Source organism: Lacunimicrobium album (genome assembly GCF_052161635.1).
Classification (GTDB): domain Bacteria; phylum Planctomycetota; class Planctomycetia; order Planctomycetales; family Planctomycetaceae; genus SXPC01.
Genome location: NZ_CP197413.1, coordinates 3,235,142 through 3,256,335 on the forward strand (window position 1 = coordinate 3,235,142; position 21,194 = coordinate 3,256,335).

11 protein-coding genes are annotated in these 21,194 nt (G+C 53.9%); 3 read left to right on the forward strand and 8 right to left on the reverse strand.

Annotation, left to right across the window (positions count from 1 at the left end; translation table 11 throughout):
* Window positions 1-251 precede the first annotated feature (251 nt).
* Complete coding sequence (locus tag SH248x_RS12800; RefSeq protein WP_459554674.1) at window positions 252-4,781, forward strand: DVUA0089 family protein; 4,530 nt, start codon at window positions 252-254, stop codon at window positions 4,779-4,781.
* Between the two features lie 99 nt (window positions 4,782-4,880).
* On the opposite strand, the gene SH248x_RS12805 is transcribed toward SH248x_RS12800, so the two are convergent.
* From SH248x_RS12805 to SH248x_RS12830, 6 genes are all read right to left on the reverse strand, one after another.
* Window positions 4,881-7,058, reverse strand: a complete 2,178-nt coding sequence (locus tag SH248x_RS12805; protein WP_459554675.1) for an amylo-alpha-1,6-glucosidase — start codon at window positions 7,056-7,058, stop codon at window positions 4,881-4,883.
* Between the two features lie 129 nt (window positions 7,059-7,187).
* Entirely contained in the window at window positions 7,188-8,300 is a 1,113-nt protein-coding gene (locus tag SH248x_RS12810; RefSeq protein ID WP_459554676.1) for a glycosyltransferase family 4 protein, read from the reverse strand.
* 226 nt (window positions 8,301-8,526) lie between these two features.
* Entirely contained in the window at window positions 8,527-9,888 is a 1,362-nt protein-coding gene (locus SH248x_RS12815; protein WP_459554677.1) for a Gfo/Idh/MocA family protein, read from the reverse strand.
* 102 nt (window positions 9,889-9,990) lie between these two features.
* Window positions 9,991-10,743, reverse strand: a complete 753-nt coding sequence (locus SH248x_RS12820; protein ID WP_459554678.1) for a ThuA domain-containing protein — start codon at window positions 10,741-10,743, stop codon at window positions 9,991-9,993.
* Between the two features lies 1 nt (window position 10,744).
* Window positions 10,745-11,842: a hypothetical protein gene (locus SH248x_RS12825; protein WP_459554679.1), complete on the reverse strand. Its 1,098-nt coding sequence runs from the start codon at window positions 11,840-11,842 to the stop codon at window positions 10,745-10,747.
* Between the two features lie 134 nt (window positions 11,843-11,976).
* A complete protein-coding gene (locus SH248x_RS12830) occupies window positions 11,977-13,461 on the reverse strand; it encodes a Gfo/Idh/MocA family oxidoreductase (protein ID WP_459554680.1) in 1,485 nt (494 codons plus the stop codon).
* A gap of 385 nt (window positions 13,462-13,846) precedes the next feature.
* Between SH248x_RS12830 and SH248x_RS12835 the strand changes: the two genes are divergently transcribed.
* Window positions 13,847-15,319: a porin gene (locus tag SH248x_RS12835; RefSeq protein WP_459554681.1), complete on the forward strand. Its 1,473-nt coding sequence runs from the start codon at window positions 13,847-13,849 to the stop codon at window positions 15,317-15,319.
* A 268-nt stretch (window positions 15,320-15,587) separates the two neighbouring features.
* On the opposite strand, the gene SH248x_RS12840 is transcribed toward SH248x_RS12835, so the two are convergent.
* Both SH248x_RS12840 and SH248x_RS12845 read right to left on the reverse strand, forming a co-directional pair.
* Window positions 15,588-15,812 (reverse strand): DUF1653 domain-containing protein, encoded by a 225-nt coding sequence (locus SH248x_RS12840; protein ID WP_459554682.1) that lies wholly within the window; start codon window positions 15,810-15,812, stop codon window positions 15,588-15,590.
* A 132-nt stretch (window positions 15,813-15,944) separates the two neighbouring features.
* A complete protein-coding gene (locus tag SH248x_RS12845) occupies window positions 15,945-16,901 on the reverse strand; it encodes a DUF2721 domain-containing protein (RefSeq protein WP_459554683.1) in 957 nt (318 codons plus the stop codon).
* A 409-nt stretch (window positions 16,902-17,310) separates the two neighbouring features.
* On the opposite strand from SH248x_RS12845, the gene SH248x_RS12850 reads away from it, so the two are divergent.
* Window positions 17,311-20,967, forward strand: coding sequence for a tetratricopeptide repeat protein (locus tag SH248x_RS12850; RefSeq protein ID WP_459554684.1), 3,657 nt, complete (start codon window positions 17,311-17,313; stop codon window positions 20,965-20,967).
* The last annotated feature ends 227 nt before the right edge of the window (window positions 20,968-21,194 follow it).

Here is a 21,194-nt window from a genome sequence, read left to right on the forward strand (position 1 = left end):
ATTTGGAGCGGGTAAGGTGTATGTTCACCGGGCCGCCATTCCTCACTCGCTTGCACTCAATGGAGGCGTCGGTGTCTATCCCCATCTAAGGATTCGTCTCCGTGAAGAAGTGGCAAATTGCGCGTCTCCTCAATTCTCTTTCCTTCAAGCTTAAAACGTCTTTCAGTACTAGATCATACGCGTCTTCTCGTCGTCGCTCACGTACACGACAATTCTCCCCAGCCGTCCAGACTCTGCAGGCTCGTGAGCTCTTGAGTGCCACAATCGGTTCGACACTGCTCATTGAACGTCCCGATTATGATTTTCCTGTCGGCACGGGAACGACACCTTCTCCCGAGCCCGGTGGAGGTCGTGCTCCCATTGATATTAATGATGTTCCGGCCTACAGCAGCCTGCCAAACGCCAACCTGACCATCTTCCTCGATTTCAACGGACATATCACGACAAACGACCCGTGGAACACCAACTTTGGTAATCCGACAATCACCTCTCCTGCTTACAGCCTGGACGGCGACTACACGACGTTTTCCGATATCGAGCAGATGGATATTTACGACATCTGGCAGCGTGTTTCGGAAGACTTCATCCCCTTCAATATCAACGTCACGACGGTCGATCCAGGGGTCGAAGCTCTGCGTAAGACGTCCTCCGACGATACTCAGTTCGGTATCCGTGTCGTCATGACAGACGATACAGAAAATTCCGGCTCGGGCGGGATTGCCTTCATCAACAGCTTTTCCTGGGGCACGGATACGCCCGCCTGGTCTTACAATAAAGGCGGAGCGGTCGCAGCTGACACAGTCTCCCACGAAGTAGGACACTCACTGGGTCTTGCACACGATGGTCGCATTGGTGAAGACGGCGGCGAATATTATGGCGGTCACGGAACAGGACAAACATCCTGGGCTCCGATCATGGGCGCATTCTTCATCGATGGAACAGACGAGAATGTGTCGCAGTGGGATAATGGCTTTTACAGCCTGCATACCAATACGGGCAGTTCTGGAAACTATAATGCGGGCGGTGGCGACCTGGAAATCATCACCAGAGCCGTTCACGGAGTGACCTACAAATCGGATGATTATGGAAACACGATTGGCACCGCGAGCGAACTCAATGGATCAGCCAGCGGGATCATTGAGCGAAACACCGATCTTGATTACTTCATCGTCAATCACACCGGTGGAAAACTGACGATCAATGCGACCCCGTTTACGCCCGGCCCTAACCTCGATATTCAGCTTCGATTATTCAACGAAGCGGGTATTCTCGTCTCGGTCATCAACCCAGCTGATCTGCTCAGTGTCTTCTACGAAGAAGAGATTTCGACAGGAACCTATTACATCGAAGTCGATGGTGTTGGAGCAGGTGATCCCAAAAGCTCGACACCGACCGGATACAACGATTACGGTTCGATTGGTCGGTACACGCTGACAGCAACCTCTGAATTCCTGATTGAGTTTTATACCGAATACGGAATCAATCCGCCTCCGATTGATCTCGTCGCTGGCACCGCCGGGGTCTTTGAGATTCTCTCTGATGTCGATGATGATTTCTATCAGATCAATCTGGGAGCCGCCCTCTTCCAATATGCGGACACCCAATACTCGACTCTTTATGTCAGTTCCAACGGGGTGATCTCGTTTGGAAGCGGCTTCCCTGATTACCAAAACGAAGACCTCAGCACCTTTGCAGGCGGAATCGATCTGATTACCCCTTACTGGGATGACTTCGTCACAAATATGAACACCGAGGATTCGGTTCTCTACTCATTCCGAGATGTAACCGGAGACTCAACGGCTGATCTGGTCATCGAGTGGAATGTTCACCAGATCGGCTCTTCAGCCGATATCGGAACCTTCCAGGTGATTCTCGAACTGGGAAGCACGGGCGAGGCAAACGACATCATCTTCAATTACGTCGATACGCTTTTCGGAAGCGAAGCCTACGATGATGGAGCCTCAGCCACAATCGGCCTCTATAAGGACGGGTTGACCTACGACCAATATGGACACAACACCCTGGGGATGATCACCGGCGGTCAAGCGATCCTGTATACGATGCGCGGCCGATCAGATACCGATGATCAGATCCTCGAAGCGATTCCTGTCAACGCAGATGGGACGACCTCCATCAACGGCCGAATTGATAATAACGTCGATGTCGACATGTATCAGTTCACAGCAACCGCTGGTCAGACGCTGATCTTTAATGTCGACCCGATCAATGGCAGCGTCGTCGATCCGTTGATTCGAGTGTTCAACGCAGAGGGCAGCGAGCTGGTCAGGATTGATGATGGCCCGGATGTCTTCGGGACACGAGGAACCTATACCTTCCTGGAAGATGGTGTTTACTACATCGGCCTCTCGGCTTTCCCGAACCTGTCTTACAACGCGCAGTTTGGAGGCGGCGACTCCGCCAGCCTGACCACAGGTGAATACTCACTCAATGTGAGTCTCCTCGATGCAGACGATCAGATTTCGGAAGCACAGGAACTGACCAACGGAGCAACCGGTGCCCTGCAGTTCGTTGGCGATGTCACCATGTATTCATTCTACGTCCAGGCAGGACAGAACCTGACGTTCACCACCAAGACGAATGATACAGCCTGGGATTCTTACCTGCGTCTGTTCGATAGCAACGGCGTCGAACTGGCGTTCGATGACGACAGCGGCGTCGGAGCATTCTCTGCCCTGTCCTACGCATTCACAACGACGGGTACCTACTATCTGGGAGTCTCCGGCTTCGACAACACCAGTTACGACTCTGTCACCGGTAACGGCGATGCCTCGGTCTCTTCGATCGGAACCTATACCATCCAGATCGCTCAGCCAAACGGCGCTCCAACCAATCTCGCGCTGTCGAATTCCACAGTGGCTGAGAATAAAGACAACGGGACACTCGTCGGCACACTCTCGTCCACAGATCTCGATATCGGCAACTCCTTCAGCTATAGCCTCGTGTCCGGCAGCGGTTCCACAAACAACAGTTCATTCACCATCAGTGGCAACAAGATCTACACAGCAGCCAGCTTCGATTATGAATCGAAGTCCAGCTACTCGATCCGCGTTCGAACAACCGACCAGGGCGGGCTTTGGTATGAAAAAGTCCTGACGATCACCATCACGGACGTTACTGAGCCAATCGGAAGCGTGGCCCTGACGAACATGCGATTTGGTGTGGCAGGAAATGATGCAGCAATCGGAGGCGGATACATGATGTACAGTCAGCAGAGCGTCCACACTCGCTTTGCCGGACTGGATGCCAATAACTCCGATCACTTGATCAGCGTCCGCTACTCCAACGGCCAATGGCAATACGACAACAACACGTCGTGGGTCAACTTCACGGCCGTGGCAACCGACCGACTTGTCGCAACGATCAATTACGCCACCGATGTCGTCGGCCTCATGAAGGGGAATTTCGGAGTCGTTCACGGGATCCAAAAAGGTTACCTCGAAAGTGACCTGGCGATCTCATCGAACCGCTGGAACGGACTGACCAATGACGGCGAGTTCTGGGTCACGGGAACCTACATCACGCTCGGAACAGTCACTCCCGTCCCGAATCTTGGATACGGAATCGCTGGCAATGATGCTGCAACGGGCACTGGCTACACAATGTATAGCCAACAGAGCGTCCATACCCGATTTGCCGGGATTGATCCAGGTAACGCCGATCATCTCATCAATGTTCGCTACAACGCCGGTCAGTGGCAGTACGACAACAACACCACCTGGGTCAACTTCACCCCAACTTCCAGTGATGTTCTGATCGCAGAACTGAACTTCACCACAGACACCATCAAGATGCTCAAAGGTGACTTCGGTGTTGTCGGTGGTATCACGAAAGGATATGTCCAGGGCGATCTGATGATCACAGCCAATCGCTGGAACGGAACAGCCAATACGGGCGAGTACACAGTGACCGGGACATCGATCGTCTTTACCCCGAAAGCCTCACTTGGATATCTGAAGAATGGCATCGCGGGCAACGACACAGCCACCGGCACCGGTTACGTGATGTACAGCCAGCAGAATATCCATGATCGTTTCTCTGGAATCGATGTCGGCAACGCCGATCACCTGATCAACGTTCGCTTGAACGGAACTCAGTGGCAGTACGATAACAACACCGCCTGGGTGAACTTCACTCCCACCGTCAACGATGTTCTTATCGCCGCGCTGAACTTCACATCGGATTCGATCACGATGCTCAAAGGCAGCTTCGGAGTTGTTCAGGGAGTCCCGACAGGGTATCTCGATTCTGATCTGGTCATCACAGCCAACCGCTGGAACGGCGCGACAAACGCCGGCGAATATGGGTTGAGCGGCAGCTTCATCACCTTCTCGCCAAACAGGCCTGTCTATACTCCGTTGACCAACCTCCGCTGGGGTGTCGGTGGAACAGACTCAGCCACCGGCCTGGGCTATATGATGTACAGTCAAACCAATGTCCGGTCGCGGTTTTCAAATCTTGATGATGCCAATGCCGATCACTTCATCAACGTGCGATACTACGCTGAACAGTGGCAGTACGATAACAACTCAACATGGGTCACCTTCACCCCGACGAAGACAGACCGACTTGTCGCCGAACTCAACTTTACGACCGACACCGTCAACCTTCTCAAGGGGGGCAACAGTGTCTACAAAGGGATCACCACCGGTTATCTCGACGGCGATCTCTCGATCACCGCCAACCAGTGGAACGGCTTGACGAATGCCGGTGAATACGGGCTAAGTGGCACGTACCTGACATTCTTGCCCACACTGAGCTAAAGAAGTTCGGGAACAGTTAAAACGAAAACGCCGGGTAGTCTCTTAAGACTGCCCGGCGTTTTTTCGTCGACGTGAATCGATCTCTTTCACGACATATGCCTACGCCATCACGACAATCTCGACATCACCCTCTTTGCGTTCCACGCTCAGCCCGACATCCCGTGGGTGACGTCGCAGGACCAGATCGACCGTTGCATCGCCAATGCGGAAATTGCGAATCTGGATCCAACTGAGGGCATCGGGAAGCATCGGGTGATCGAATCGGACCTGTGGCTTGTTCTTCCCATCTCCCGGAATAAACGAGAGGCCCAGGCAGGCTTCCAGCAGCATGAAGACCGAACCCGCCGCCCAGGCCTGCGGCGAACACGCCACCGGGTAAAGCGTCGGCCCATGGCCACTGCGTCGACTAAAACCACAAAAGAGCTCCGGCAGGCGGGCGATGTCAAAGTGGATCGACGCTTCGAACAGCCCACCAACAAGCTTGAGGGCTTCCTTGCGAAACCCATATCGCGCCAGACCAATCGCCGCGATCGCAGTATCGTGGGGCCAGACCGAGCCGTTGTGGTACGACATCGGGTTATAACGCGCTTCGCCTTCCGAGATTGTCCTGACGCCCCAGCCGTTAAAGGCCGCTTCGTCAGTGAGGTTATGAGCAACCTGACCTGCGTGACTGCTCTCGATGATGCCAGTCCACAGACAGTGGCCGACATTCGAGCTTCGCACCGCACAGGGACGCTTCTCCCCATCGAGCGCAATGGCAAATGTCTCAATCGAACTCAGCCAGAACATCTCATTGAACTTACTTTTCAACTTGGCTGCCTGCTGACGAAGCTCCTCAGCCCAACTGCTCTCGCCCATTAGGTCAGCCAGGACCGCCGCTTCGCGCTTCGCTTGATAGACATAGCCTTGAACCTCACACAGCGCAATCGGCCCGGGGGCATCCTTGCCGCTGGAATGGAAGATCGAGTCGTCGGAGTCTTTCCAGCCTTGTTGCACGAGACCGTGAGAATTGCGCCGCGCATACTCAACGAATCCATCTCCATCCGCGTCGCCCCACTCATCGATCCATTTGACGGCTCGCTTGACGTTGCCCCAGATGTACTCGATGAACTTCCGATCGCCCGTCCGTTTGTAATACTCCCCCGCCAGCACCACATAAAGCGGGGTCGCGTCAATCGTGCCGTAATACTTCTTGAAAGGAATCTCGCCGAGGGCTGCCATCTCGCCATCGCGCATTTCGTGAATGACTTTGCCAGGCTCAGATTCCGAGAACTCGGTTCGCTCACTGGCCTGCGTCGCACCAAGAAAACTGAGAACCCCCTTCGATAATTCAGGATTCATCCACAGCGTCTGCAAAGCAGTAATCAGCCCATCACGGCCAAAAGGTGTCGAAAACCAAGGCACCCCCGCGTACGGATAACGACCATAGTTGGTCTGCGTCGTCAGCATCATCAGATCTGCCATCGATCGGTTGATCCAGTCGTTGAACAATTCGTTCGACGTCACAATCTGCAACTGATGATCGCGATCATGGCGAATATCCTTATCGATTCTCTCCGTCGCAGTCGCGTAAGACGAAATGCAGGAAACCGCTTTGCCCGTCGAACACGCAACAGTCGCGTTCAAGTGTCTCTCTTCCCCCGGCTGCAGTTTGACGCTCGTAACAGCCCGCTGACCATCAATTTTCTCCAGTGCATAATCGAATTGAAGTTCCGTACGACGTCGCACCTTATCCAGGCCAACATACTCGAGTGTCACACCGTTTGATTCGACCTTTGGCTCATGCGTCTCACCACGACGCTCACGCTTGGCCCCACGCACTTCAAAGATATCAACGAAGTCCGCACTGAACTGATACTCGATCGTCAGATTCATCTCATGACGCGCGTAGTTCGTCAGCGTCAGCCGTTCATACAAAACATCCTGATCGAGCACGATCGCTCGCGAGATATGCAGCGTCCCCTTGGTCAGAACATGCTGATCGTTATGACGAATGTCCGAATTCATCATCTCAACGACGAGCTGCGAATTGTCCTCATTCATCGCCGAATTCAGCAGCATCGGCCGACGATCATCGACCAGCATCTCCCACTGTGAAAGATGCCTCGTCCCTTTGGAATAAAGCCCCTGCTCGCCAATCCCGGCCCGGCTCATTTCGCCGAGCCGATTCAAAACGACAAACGCATCGCCATGTTTAAGAACCTGTGTCCGCGGATCTGTCCGCGACGATGTCGCAGAGAAATACCAACGGTCGTCCACCTGAATGACATCATCCATGCCACTTCCACTCCTTCATTGTTGCTTGCTCAAGTAGGTTCAAGGCACAGAACGTCGTGTCTGTGAGACTCGCGTTTGTTGCACCGTCCCTGTCGCAACATAGGAAGTTGACGCGTGACCAAGATCACTTCAGCTTCGGATGATTTCGCCGGCGGTCGAACGGATAGGTCCCGGTCGGAACGTTGATCGCTCCTCAATGACAGGACGCGCCATCGTCGATCCGAGGATCTCACGTTCGTACAAGGCCATGTATCCTTCGGCCATTCTCATCGACGTAAATCTCTCTTCAAAATAACGCCTGCAAGCACCGCGATCAATCTGATCCAGCTTTCCGAGCGCTTCGACCCCCTCATCGACCGTGTTAACAACATACCCGCTCACCCCATCTTTCATCACTTCCGGGACCGATCCCCGCTCAAAAGCAATCACCGGTGTCCCGCAAGCCATCGATTCGATCATCACCAGCCCGAACGGTTCCGGCCAGTCGATCGGGAACAGCAGCGCTTTCGCATGGCCGAGGAAATCGTTCTTTTGTTCCTCGTTAACTTCGCCGATGTACTCAATCAGCGGGTGATCAAGCCACGGCTTAATCTTCGTTTCGAAAAACTCGATATCAACCTTGTCGATCTTCGCTGCCATCTTTAACGGCATCCCCATCCGGATCGCCATTTCAATCGCCCGCTCCGGCCCCTTCTCAGGCGACAGACGCCCCAGGAACGCCAGATACTCCCCCGACTCTTCTCGAAACGTATAAGTCGAGGCAGGAACCCCGTTGTAGACAGTCCCGACATAATTCGCCTGTGGCAGCGGATGACGCTGCGAGTCCGAGATCGACACAACAGGCATCTCGGAGAACTCTTCAAACATCGCGCCGAGGTCTGGCGAGTCGAGCCGACCGTGCAGCGTCGTCACGTGGGGATAGCGATGCTGTCGCAGTTGAGGATAGTGAAAGAAATCGACGTGAAAGTGAATGATGTCGAATTCATCCGCTTGGCGCATCACTTCCATCGTCTGCAGCATATGAAAGATCACAGGATCTCTCGGCACCTTCGAAAGCCGCAGCGCTTCAGCGACCACCGAAACCAGACGAGCCCTCGTCTGCGAATCCCCTGACGCAAACAAGGTCACATCGTGCCCCATTTCAAGCAGAGCTTCAGCCAGATAGTGAACAATCCGTTCGCTACCGCCATAAGTCTTCGGAGGAACGCTTTCGATCAGAGGAGCGACGAGAGCAATTTTCATGAGCTTCCTTTCAGTAAAGCAGTTTCGCATTTACGAAGGGCCGCAATTCTTATTCCCCGCCTGACCGTCGCGCGAAGTCCTTTCAATTGATCTCACATCAATAGAAAACTGAGCTGTTTAGGACCAAACTGACCCCATCCATCAACCAACCTCCAACTGACATGCGCTGCGAGCACTCAGGTGGAGGTGGTCTTCAGGCGATTGACTGGTGAACGACCTTACGCCCCTACGCCACCGTCCAAGGCTCGCGACGAGGGCGACTCAAGAGCGCATTCGCATTGTCATCATTCGTAAACTTCACGGCATTCGCATCCCACTTCAAAACCTTCGAAGGAGTCTCCGGAAAGCGACGAATCGCAATGTTCATCAGGTGACACATCGTCGCCGATGAGTGGCCGATTTCAACAGGAGCATGCAGCTTGTCTTCCCCTTTGATCGTGTCGAAGAAGTTCTTCAAGTGCAGGCTGGTCGCGTCCATCTCCCCTTTCGTATTGGGAAGACCTTCGAGCAATTCCTTGCGCGACGCTGTCGTCCCGCCATAGCCAGTCTGCAGCCAGCCGTCTTCCCCTTCGAAGCGAGTCTGTACAACAGGCTTGCCGCTGGTGCAGGTCAGTTCCAATCCATCGGCATACCGAACTTTCACAGTCGATTCCAGAGCCGTATTGAACAACGATCCCGCTTCCGGGAAGACCGCTCTAGTACACTCATATTCCACAGGCCCACTCAAATCACGTCCCAACCCCCACTGCGCAATGTCATTGCAATGGGCACCGAAGTTGGTGATCTGCCCACCCGAATAGTCGTAAATAAAGCGGAAACGATACAGGCAGCGTTCGGGGTGATAGGGCTCCTCCTGAGCCGGGCCAAGCCAGCGCTCGTAATCAAACGTCGCAGGAACCGGCTGCGGCTTCCAGCCCGGGCCGGGCGTCGGCTTGTTGTTGTGACCAATCGTCGTCTCGACACGCGTCACCTTTCCAATCGCCCCTGCGAGAACCTTGTCGCAGACAAACTTCGAAATCGGATTCGACCGCTCATGTGATCCCGTCTGAAAAATCGTCTTGTACTTGTGAGCCGCGTCCACCATCTCCTGACCATCCGCAACCGTCAACGACAACGGCTTCTCACAATAAACCGCCTTGCCCGCCTTCGCAGCCATGGTCGAAATCACCGCATGCCAGTGATCCGGAACGACAACGATGACGGCATCCACGTTCGGATTCTCAAGGACCTCCTCAAACAGAGCCGTCGCCTGACACCCCTTCCAGTCAGTCTTCCCCTGCAGTTTGCCAAAATGCTCATCGACAATCTTCTTCGCCGGCTCACGCCCATAAAAATGCGTCGGCTCGCGGTAACCAAAACTCCCCTCGTTCACATCACATACCGCCACCACATTCGCGAGGTTGTACTGCAACACCTTATTGAGCAGGTTCATCCCCTGATTGCCAACACCAATGAACCCAACATTAACCATCTTCGAAGGCGACTGCGCCCTGAGCCAGTCACCATTGAGCAACAACGGACTCGCCGCTGCTCCTGCGAGTGTCCCCTTCAAAAACCCACGACGCGTCTGCTGAAACCCTGACATCATATCCCCCCGTAGGGTCCGCTGTGCGGACCATCAATTCGCGACCAATGAAAATTGTAAACGCTAGATACAAAGTGAATCGATTAACGGTCCGCACAGCGGACCCTACTTCAAACGCCCCGCCCACTCGATGGCATTCGTCAGCATCGTATTAAAAGCAAGTTGCTCAAAATCAGTCTTGTGCCCCAACGAAGTAAAAAACACACGCTGCTCCCCGCGCAGTCTCGTCCAGGCAACCGGCTCTTTGGGCTTACCCTCAATCTCCCCAAACGCGAGCAACGTCGCATCCCCATTCACCGGCGCGACCATATAAAGCGACCCCTGCGATGGAAACGTCGTCGCGGTGATCCCTTTCAGAATGGGATGTGCCACTTCTTTGTCATTGAGTCTGATCGCCGCAACAGGCCCGACAGGATAATGATTCGTATAACTCCCACCCCACACATCCGCATCAATCGTCGGCCACTCCCCCTCCCCTTCCGGCGCCGGCTTGTTCCGCAGACTAAAGGCATGACAAGCCGTCCGAATCCCCACCAGCCCGACCTTGGAATTCATCACCGACTTAATCAACTCCATCTGCTCAACTGGAGGTGTTCGTCGACGCACAGAAACAACCACCACATCCGCCGTCTTCAAAGCATCAAGATTTTCAAACCGATTCGCATCGTCTTTCGATGAGAACACAAACTCGCTCTTATAACCGAGAGGTTTGAGATACGCGTCGGCAAACGCAGGCAGCGTGACCTCGGTTTGATACTCGGGTTCGGAGACGATGAAGACGATATGCGGTTCGTCTGCCATCGATCGATTGCTAATGCTGAACACGACCAGAAAGATCATCACGAGGAGTTTCGGCATTTCAAACTTTCGTTTCAACAGGGCGGCTTTGCGAATGTGACAGAGATTTTCGTCGCATGCGGAAGATAGACACACTGATGACCACGATTAAAACCGTGCTCACTGCAAAGGGCGCGAAGACATTCAGCGTACTTGGGTAATACATGACCATCTTCATCGCATCCCACGGATGACGAAAATAAGACGGCATTTGATCCAGTACGACTTGGCTGGGAACCGACGACAAACGGTGAGAAGACACGGTCATATTATTAACTAAGGTTTGGGGACCGAAATCCATCAAGACCTTCGCCCCTGCTGGTACGACGAGAGATAACTCCTTCTGTTCGACCGCCTCACCGATCTTCACCTCAGAAACCTCAAACACATTGACCCACGACGGATCACTGTGATTCAAGTCACGTCCAATCATTTGCACACGCGACGGAAACCAGATTCCACGCCCGACCTCGATAGCGTCCTGAATCACGACTTCGTCAAAATCTCGCGACGGATTCAAGGGGTCACCCAATGTCTTCATGAATCTTGGCAAACATCCATGCAACGAATCAAACTGCAGGAGAATCGTACCATCCACCAGATAAATCGGACCGTGTTCATCTTCCTCAACGAATTCCACGCTCAACTTTCCCGCAACGACATCCGGGAACAGTTCTCGCAGAACCTTGTTTCCGACAAACGCATCGAGAATGACAGTCGAGCGACTCTTTCCCAGGCTATTTTTTGACAATGAGGCTATGTTCGATTTCGTATCGTAATCCAATTCATAGTCGTGGTTTTGAAGCATATAACCACGCACGTGAGGAGCACGAAGGTCAACGGACTCAGCCAATTGCTGCCCTTGGACGCATACGATCCGCAGCTCCTTATCCCAACTGATGCTCTCAGGAGCCGCCTGCAGAAGAGTGTTTGAAGTTGGTCCAGCCGCCAAAGCAAACCTGCACTTGAATCCGAAGTCCGTAAGCGCATTTCGATTCGTCAGATAGCGCTGCGCGGACTCTTCAAACTGACGACGTTCATCAACGGACAGCGCCCGCGATTTCGGTACTTGGCTAAAGCCTATCACCAGCGAAATCAGCAACAGCGAAATCGTAGGCATAGTTACCTTCCAATAGGGGTCCCAACACCAAAAATCGTGGGCACAGGAAACCCCCATACCCACGATCATTATCGCTACTCAGAAACACCCCGGGACTCTGTGCCCCTCCGTGTCCTCTGTGGTGAAAACTCTCTTCAACCCTTCACCGCCGTCGGAATCACATACCCCGCACGTCCCTCTCGCTTCAGCATCTTGTTCGCCAATTCGAGATTCTCACCCGCAGTAAACCTCTCAGCAGCCGGATCGAACGTCAGCGTCGGTCCCAGTGACCACGGAGTCTTCTCATAATCGACCGACCACGCCTTGAGATGATCCGCAAAGCGGCTCGCAGCTTCCGTCAGATTGGCATCATGACCGACAGCCGAGAGAATCTCCTGCATCGTGGCGTCGCGTCCGCAGCGTGTCGAGATGTTCGACAGGTGAGACAGCGAACTCGACAGGAACGCACTCTCCAATGGCGAACGCAGCTTCGAACCATCGTTGGCGCGGACGCAATCCACGAAGTTCTGCATATGCGTCCCCCCGCTGTCCCCTTTGAACTCCTTGACCTTCTTGCCGTCCGCATCGTAGATCGCTCCACCACCACGACCGCCACGGAATTCGCCCCCTTCGCAGGTGAGAATGATGTCGACACTCTGCCCCTTGAAGTTGACCCCGTCCTTGCCATCCGGCGTCTTCGACAAATCGCGAACTTCAAAGTACACAGGCACCCCATTGCCGTAGTCGATCGAAGCAATCTGCATGTTCGGCGTGTTGCCCGCATCATCCCAGCCGAAGCGTCCACCGAAACTCATCACCTTGCTCGGATGCGCCATCGGCTCACCCAGGAACCAGCGGAGGACGTCCATCTCGTGTGGCCCCTGATTGCCCATGTCGCCATTGCCAGTATTCCAGACCCAGTGCCAGTCATAGTGGAACTGCGGACGGTACATTGGCTCGTCATCAGCTGGGCCCAGCCACATATCATAGTTGACGCTCTTCGGAGGTGTCAGCGGCTTATCCTGCTTGCCGATCGAAGCCCGCTTGCGATAACACAACCCGCGTCCCATCAGGGTCTTCCCGATGTTCCCCTGCTGAATGTAATCATAAGCCGCGATCAGACCTTTATCAGACCGGTTCTGAAACCCAGCCCCGACGACCCGGTCACTCTGCTTGACGATCTCGACCATCTGACGTCCTTCCCAGACGTTATGGCAGACCGGCTTCTCGACATAAACATGCTTGCCAGCCTTGACCGCATCGATCGTCATCAGGGCATGCCAGTGATTCGGCGTCGCGATCGTGATCGCATCAATGTCTTTATTGTCGAGAAGCTTGCGGTAGTCGTCGTATTTGTCGTACTTGGCGTTGAACTTCTTCTCGTACTTCTCCGTCGTCGAATTCAGGACAGCGGTATCCGCGTCGCAGAAGGCCACCAGCTTGGCACCTTTGGCTCCATGAAACCCATTGATGTGCTCATTCCCGCGACCACGAACCCCAATGACCGCAACCCGCAGTTCTTCATTCGCACTCAGCGTATTGGCGCTCGCCATCGTCGGCCAAGCCCCCAGACCAGCAGCGATCCCCGCCACCGTTCCCGCTTTCAACACATCACGACGGCTCGTATTCATATTCGACATGCACATCTCCTTAGGGTGGGCCGCAAAAGAAATCAAACTCGGAATGCAAGGCGATACAGACACGACCGCCGAACGCACTGGTCAGACCATTAACATAAACGTCTACCAATAGGAATTCAACCCCGTCTCCACGCGTAAAACAAGACCTGACAATCGATTACAACCCGGTTTGGATTTGTGTTTGAACCCGTAAATTCCCTCCAAACCCTACGTTTACGCATCTCACGACAGATTTTCTCTGAAAAGCCAAACGACTTTGACGATTTTGACGATAACACCTTCAGCCTCTGTGAATTTCCGCGCACTCACACTCTTTTCTCTCAAGTTCCTAAAGTCCTGACTCACACTTCCAACTCACCTCTCCCATCGCATTGAAATACTCACCATGCTCATCCGACTCCTCCTGCTGGCGATAGTCATCGTCCCGACATTGAACGTCCGCGCGCAGGAACTCGAATCCGCTCCATCAGTCGCCGCATCCACTTCCGTCGACCTGGACACTCCCCCCTCCCCTGCTGCCCCATCTGTGTTGCAGGTCGAAGAAGCTCATGATGATCTGCTTCAAGAAGTCATCAAGCGTCTGGAATCGACCGAGAATCGTGTCTTCGAACTCGAAACAGAACTCGACGACGCCCAAAAGAAAGCCGCCCAGAAGAAAGTCGAAGACGCCACCAAGCCCAAAAAGTGGTACGACAAATACAAAATCCAAGGCTACGTCCAGCTCCGCTCCAACTCCACCGCTCACATGGAAGAGGGGAGCTTCCCCGCACAGGAAGTCGGCGACTCCGGCGTCGGCGAGAATCAGACCTTCACACTCCGCCGAGCCCGCCTGCGTTTATCGGGCGATGTCACAGATCATATGTCGATTTACTTCCAGTCCGACTTCGCATCGACCCCACCCAACAGTACCGATGGAAACCTCTTCGGCCAGATCCGCGACTTCTACACCGATCTCTATCTCGATGACGATCGGGAATACCGCTTCCGCCTGGGACAGTCCAAAGTCCCCTACGGCTGGGAAAATCTCCAGTCCTCGTCAAACCGACTCCCCCTCGACCGTGCCGATGGAACGAACTCTGCCTTTCGAAACGAGCGTGATCTCGGCGTCATGTTCTATTACACACCCGTCTCAGTCCAGGAAATCTTCGAATACATCGAAGACAACAATCTGAAAGGCTCCGGCAATTACGGGATGCTCGGATTCGCCGTCGTGAACGGACAAGGCGGTTCACTCCTCGAAACCAACGACAACTTTCACGTCATGGCCCGCGCAACGCTCCCCTTCTGGCTCAACGACTGCCAACTCGTCGAAGTCTCCATGCAAGGCTATACCGGCAAATACACCGTCGGGTCCGCTCCCATCAGCCCCCTCGGAATCGGCTCCGCCGTTCGCCCCTCCGGCACCGCCGAAATGGGCGTCCCCGAAGGACTCACCGACGAGCGCCTCGCCTGGACCCTGGTCTACTACCCCCAACCTCTCGGCTTTCAGGCCGAATGGACAATCGGTCGCGGTCCCAAACTGAACGCCGATCAGACAGCCGTCGAAGTCTCCTCACTCACAGGCGGCTACGCCCAACTCTTCTACCGCATCCAGACCGACCGCTGGGGCGAATTCTGGCCCTTCGCCCGCTACTCCTTCTTCGACGGCGGCTACAAAACCCAACGCAACGCCCCCGACGTCTACATCAGCGAATGGGAACTCGGCAACGAGTGGCAGATCAACAAATACCTCGAACTCGTCACCATGATCACCATCACCGACCGCACCAACGTCAGCGCCCGCCCCACCGCCAACACCCTCTCCTACGGCCAATTCGAAGGCGTCCTCCTAAGAAGCCAAGTCCAATTCAGCTACTAAAATTACTCCCTCTCCCCTCTTAAATCCTTCTCCCCCGGGGAGAAGGTGGCGGCGCTTCGCCGACGGATGAGGGACCTCTGCAAATCGAACAAAGCCCCCATTTACTCCCTTCTCCCCCCGGGAGAAGGTGGCCGAAGGCCGGATGAGGGCATCGCGCCAACTAGCGATCTATAAATTCAAAAGCCCCCCGAGGGCACCCTCCGTTACCATTCCGATTCGCCCCTGCTCCCCCCTCATGACTCATGACTCATGACTCACGACTCATGACTCACGCCCCCTCCTCCACCTTCGCAAACCGCTTCACCTTCTCCCCACCAACCTCCACCTCTCCCTCAAACATCCCCCGCGGCCGCACCCACAACCCGCGATCCCCATACTCGGTCCGATAAACCACCAGCTCCTCCTCCGTCTCCGAATGACGAGCCACACCAATGACGGTGTAAAACTTCCCCTTGTAATGCCGATACAAACCCGCCTGCATAATTCGCTTCATCTTTCTAATATTTTTTGACACACACCGGGAGGGCGAGGCTCCGTCCGAGCCGCTTCTTTGCGTTGCGAAACGACAACCCTAAAAAAAACGAGGATGGCCTCGCCTGCTTTCCAGACTCCTGCAAACCAAACATCAACCACTCACCGGCGCATGTCGCATCCGATCAACATCCCCATCCGCATCCAGCGTCTCTTCCTCCTCATCCTCTTCCAATCCTTCGATATCCTCTTCATACGTCTCGCGCAGAACCTGATAACGATCCGCTTCCTCCAGCAACCGCTGCCGAATCGCGATCCGGAACTGACGCATGACAAAATAATAATTCACGTACATGAAGATCGCTGCCGTCGTCATGCTCATGATGTACGCAATCCGCAGCCCCCGATCTTTCATGATCGGCACCAACCCGTTCTCGACCATCAGACGCACCGCCAGCAGCACCATCAACACCCAGAACGGCGCATTCAGGTACCCCACCCGCCTGCGTAGCGCATCATTCTTCAAATAGACCGACAACGTCGTCATCCGCTGATAAAGACCCAGCGTCAACACAATTCCATTCAGACGATACGCCAGATTCATCCCCGTCAACACATCCCCCATCCCGATCGCCGTGCAAAACAGACTGAAGATGATCAGGTAAATCGGAAAGTACAACGCCGTCCGCGTCAGACTCTGCCAGTGATCCTTGCTGAAGTCCGTCAGATCGTCCGGCTCGCGCGACAGAAACAATTCATAACTGAAATAGACGGCGAAAAGACTGAGCACCATCGAGAACATCGAAGCAATAAACAACACCGCCAGCAACCCGTCGCCCCGCATCCGCCCGAGTCCCAGCACCAGCATCAGAAAAACGCCGATCACGCTGAAGACAAACAGATTCGACCACCACGTATTACTCCGCGCCCCGCGATAAACCCGATTCAGCCAGGCAAACTCCTCCGCCTCCCGCTCCGTCAACGTCGAGTCCACACGAACCTCGTCCTTCTCCACCACCTCGTCCTGCCGATCCCCCACGACCTCAACCGTCACCCCATCCGCCCGCACCCACGGCCGCTCCCGCATCCACTTCGATCGCTGCTGTTCCACACTCACCTCCCTGACGACCCCCAAACACTTCCCAAAGCTGCTTGAAACATCGAAACGATCTCCCCCGGGAGGGCGAGGCTCCGTCCGAACCGCTGTCCCGCGTTGCACCGGTTCACCAGCGAATCAACTTGGAATCGTGTGCGCCGAGGCTCGGAAACACCCTAAGTCTAACGCCCACCCCCACGAGGGCCAATCCTCCATTTTCCCGAAATTTCATGACCCGAAACCTCCGCCACCTGCTCAACCGAATTTCACTCATGGCCAACGGCGCTCAGAAATCATCCACTGTTAAAATTCAAGTCCGCTAAATTTCCAAACAGCTTGTTGTGAACATAGTTTCCATTCCGTAGCATGAGTGCATCGTTGTTGTTCGTACGAATGTGATTTGTATTTCGCAGGACGTGTCAGCATGCTTGCTCGTATCGGAATTTACTTTCTCGTCATCCTGCTGACCTGCTCAGCCATCCTCGGCGGCGTGTATTACATGCAGGGTGTCGAAGAACGCAATGCGTTAGCCAAATATGCTGTCGAGCAGGAAAAGCAGAAACAGGCTCGGATAGAAATCGCCAATCGCCCCCGTTACGAAACGCGCCCCCTACCCTACGGCCTCGCACAACGCCCGACCGATACCATTTACGTCGAGATTCCACCTGTCCGAAAACAGCCATTCTACAGCCCGGAACTCGGGCAGATCTCTCAGAACATCTTTGCGCTGGCGTTAACATTCGCCGCCGAACACGAACTCTCCCTGCGCGCTCGTGAACGTTTCCGCGGGCACACCTGGCCCAACGATAAGGATCCCAAATGGGCGCCCTACCAGACCCATGTCGTTTATGTGAATCAGGGCGATAAGCCTGCTTTGAATTTTATGGTCACCAAGCAGGCTGCTCCTGGAGAAATTCGTAAGCCTGGCTCATTCCATTTTCAGAAAAAAGTCGAGATCCCGGCGGAAACCCTCGACGACCTGACAGAACCAGGCAACATCATCGTCCACACCCTCCGCATCAGCGAAGAGCTCTCACGCAACGACATCAAGCAACTCCTCCTCAGTGACGGCTACAAAGGCGAACCCATCAAACGGACCGCCTCCTTCACGATCCCCGATGACATCAACTCACTTCTGGATCAATACCACGAACTCGCCCAGTACGCCGCAATCACCAAACTCCAGACGCTGCTCAAAGAAAACGGCGAGTCCCCGGAACTCCTGGCCGCCCTGTCCCGAGCCTGCATTCAATTCGCCAGCCTCACCGAACACCTGACCTGGCCCATCGATCGCTACTATAAAGCCCGAGGCCTCTTTTACGCCCAGCGTATGACCGCCCTGTATCCCGAACATCCCCAGTCCAAATGGACCATGCTCTACGCCCTCGGCCTCGGAGGATTTCACTCCTGTGCCCTGCCTCTATTTGACAAGTACGAATCCGAACCTGGCGACAAACCAGCTTGGTTCGCACCTTTAGCAGCCTTCTGCCGCTTTGACTTTCCGAAGCTGACCGAACTGACGAACGACGACGTCTCCAATCCGCTCGCCAGTTACCTGCTGACGATGACCCATCTCAATGAGAATGGACCGCAAAAATTGGCCTCAGCCTCGCGTTTCCTTCAGGAGAATCCAGACTGCCTGCGTGTCTATGAAATCCTCATGCAGGAAGCCCCCTTAGGCATCACCGTCTCCATGCCTTCCGTCGCCAATCGCATGTACGCTGAAACTCGCAGCGAGCATCTAAGCAGTTTAGACACCCTGACTGACCTCAAGGAACTCGATCAAAAACTGCTCGGCGATCAGGAATCATCAGACAATGAAGCAGAATCCTTTGTCTCTTACAACGAGCTGATTTCTTCTCTACGCAAACTTCCTTCGTTTCAGCAACGTGCCGATCTTCAGGAATTAGCAGAGTTGCTCATTGCTATCGACTGGTGGTTCGCAGAACGCTTGAATGTGAAAGCACACTGGTGGGGGATTAACTCCGATGAAATCCTTGAACCGCATCTTGACCTGATCGAACATCATTATCAGAAGGATAATTATGCCCTTTATCAGGACAATAAGCTCAAACGCAAACAGATCGGCGATGCGTTTCTCAAAGCCCACAATGAACGCTACTACCTCGATCGCTTTAATTACCTGATCACCCCCAATACCGATCGAACCATCCTCTGGAACAGCATCCAACGCATGGATAAAGATGTCGATAAATCGTACTACGACGCCATGAACTATTCAGAATCGTACGGGCTGAAATTCGGCAAAGGGCAACAGATCGTCGCCAGAACGATTGTCAAATCCTCTCCACGTTCCCCTTACAGTGTCATCCACAAACTCAACGAAAAGCCGGAGGAAGTCGATCTCGACAAGATCAAGGATCAGTACATTCCTCATATGACATTAGCTCTGATGATCGGCAGACATTATTACAATCAAGGCGAATTCGCCAAAGCCGTCGAGCACGCTGAGAAAATGAAACCGATTCACCCGGATGACTCCGTCTACGAACTGGAAAGCGATTCCCTTTATTACGCCGAAGAGTCAGAGCGTCACATCGATGTCTGGAAAAAATTCCTGTCCGAAGTCAACGCACTCGGTCTTGAACATGTCGGCCCATCTTTGAAAATCGCCGAGTATTACCTCCGTCAAGGCCGATACGAAGACGCGCTTCCTTATATCGAATCCGCAGCCGAGACATACAGTGGCTCCGGCCTCACCGCTATGATCAGGTACTACCACAGCATCGGCGAGCGTGGCAAAGCCTCCATCTGGCTCACTCGCAGCGCCCAGCGTTATCCGACAGGAGTTCCCGGAGATATCCTGATGGCTGCCCTCATCGGGAATCCCGACCTGGTTCAAAGGTTCGTCCAGCAGATGGAGACCTCTGGCTACATGATCGATTCAAAGAACTATGCCGATGTGAATCTTGATAACTTCCTGATCTCGATGCTCCTGGATCGAGAGGAAGATATGGTTGCCCTCGCTCCTCAATATTTCAAACGTCAGACAGATGACATTCTCACGTACCTCTTATACGCGATCGTTCGCTTCAATAAAGATGGTGACAAGCACTTCCAGGATGCCCGAGCACAACAGATCTCACTGAACCGCAACCTTTTCCACCTCGAAAAAACCCAGCACATCGTCACGACAAAAGAACGTCCGACCCAAGAAACACTGACGCAACTCGATGACTACATTCTTCATCACGAGCATCCCAAAGAACGTGCAGGTCTAAGAATGATCCTCGGCATGGCACTTCTCCATGCCGGACACAACGATCTGGCGATCCCCTACCTCAAGAATGCAGCCGCCAGTCCTGATTTCTTCCACGGAATGCCTCACGTAGCCGCCTACACACTTCTCGAAATGGAAACACCACTCGATTCACCAAGACCTTTTGATATCGACCAAAAGACGACCGAGACAGACGACCTGCTGACCAAAGCAGAGTATCTGACTTCGTTCAAAGCCTATGATCGCGCCTTGGAAGTCATCACGAAAATTCTCGAAGAACAGCCGACTCATCGCCGCGCCGTACGCTTCAATGCCGTCTGTCTTCGCCTCAAGGGAAACGACATCCCTGCTGCCCGGAAGGCCTACGAAGCAGTCCTCGCAAACGAACCCGAGGCCTGGAGCTTCCATGAAAACCTCGGCCTGTTATGCGAGCAGGAAGGAGACTCTGCCAGCGCCATCAAGCATTACCAGACAGTCCTCGAGAAACGCCCCGAATACCCTGCAGCAGAATCCTGCCGATTCCGCCTCGCAATGCTATACGCCGCCAGCCAGGACGAAGCAGTTCGTAACCCGGAACTGGCAGAAAAATATCGTGCTGAGCTCAAATCAATCCCTGGCCCCATCATGGATGCAGGCTATCGAATTCGTCAGGCATTGATTTACTCCGCACTCAACAACAGCGAACGACACGATGCCTTCATGAATGAAAGCACTCGCGTCGCAACTCCCGAAAGCCGATCGTTAATGCAGAAGTTAGCAAAACAAACGATCGAAACGTTCCCCTACAAACGCTCCGATGACTGGGCGAAACTCGAAAGCGAATTCCTCACTGCCAAGTAAACAAAACTGCCAAGTAAACAAAAAAAGCGGCGTCGGTCACCAGACCAACGCCGCTTTTTAATTTCACTCTCGCTCAATTCGCCAACCCGCGATTAACCCTTCCAACCCAGTTCCATCGCCTGCAGACGATGCTTCTTGATATGGAACAGGCAGCGCTTCCGCTCAATCGAGCTCTTGGCAACTTTCAAGCGTCGCTGATAACGTGCCATTTTCTCTGCCTTAAAAGC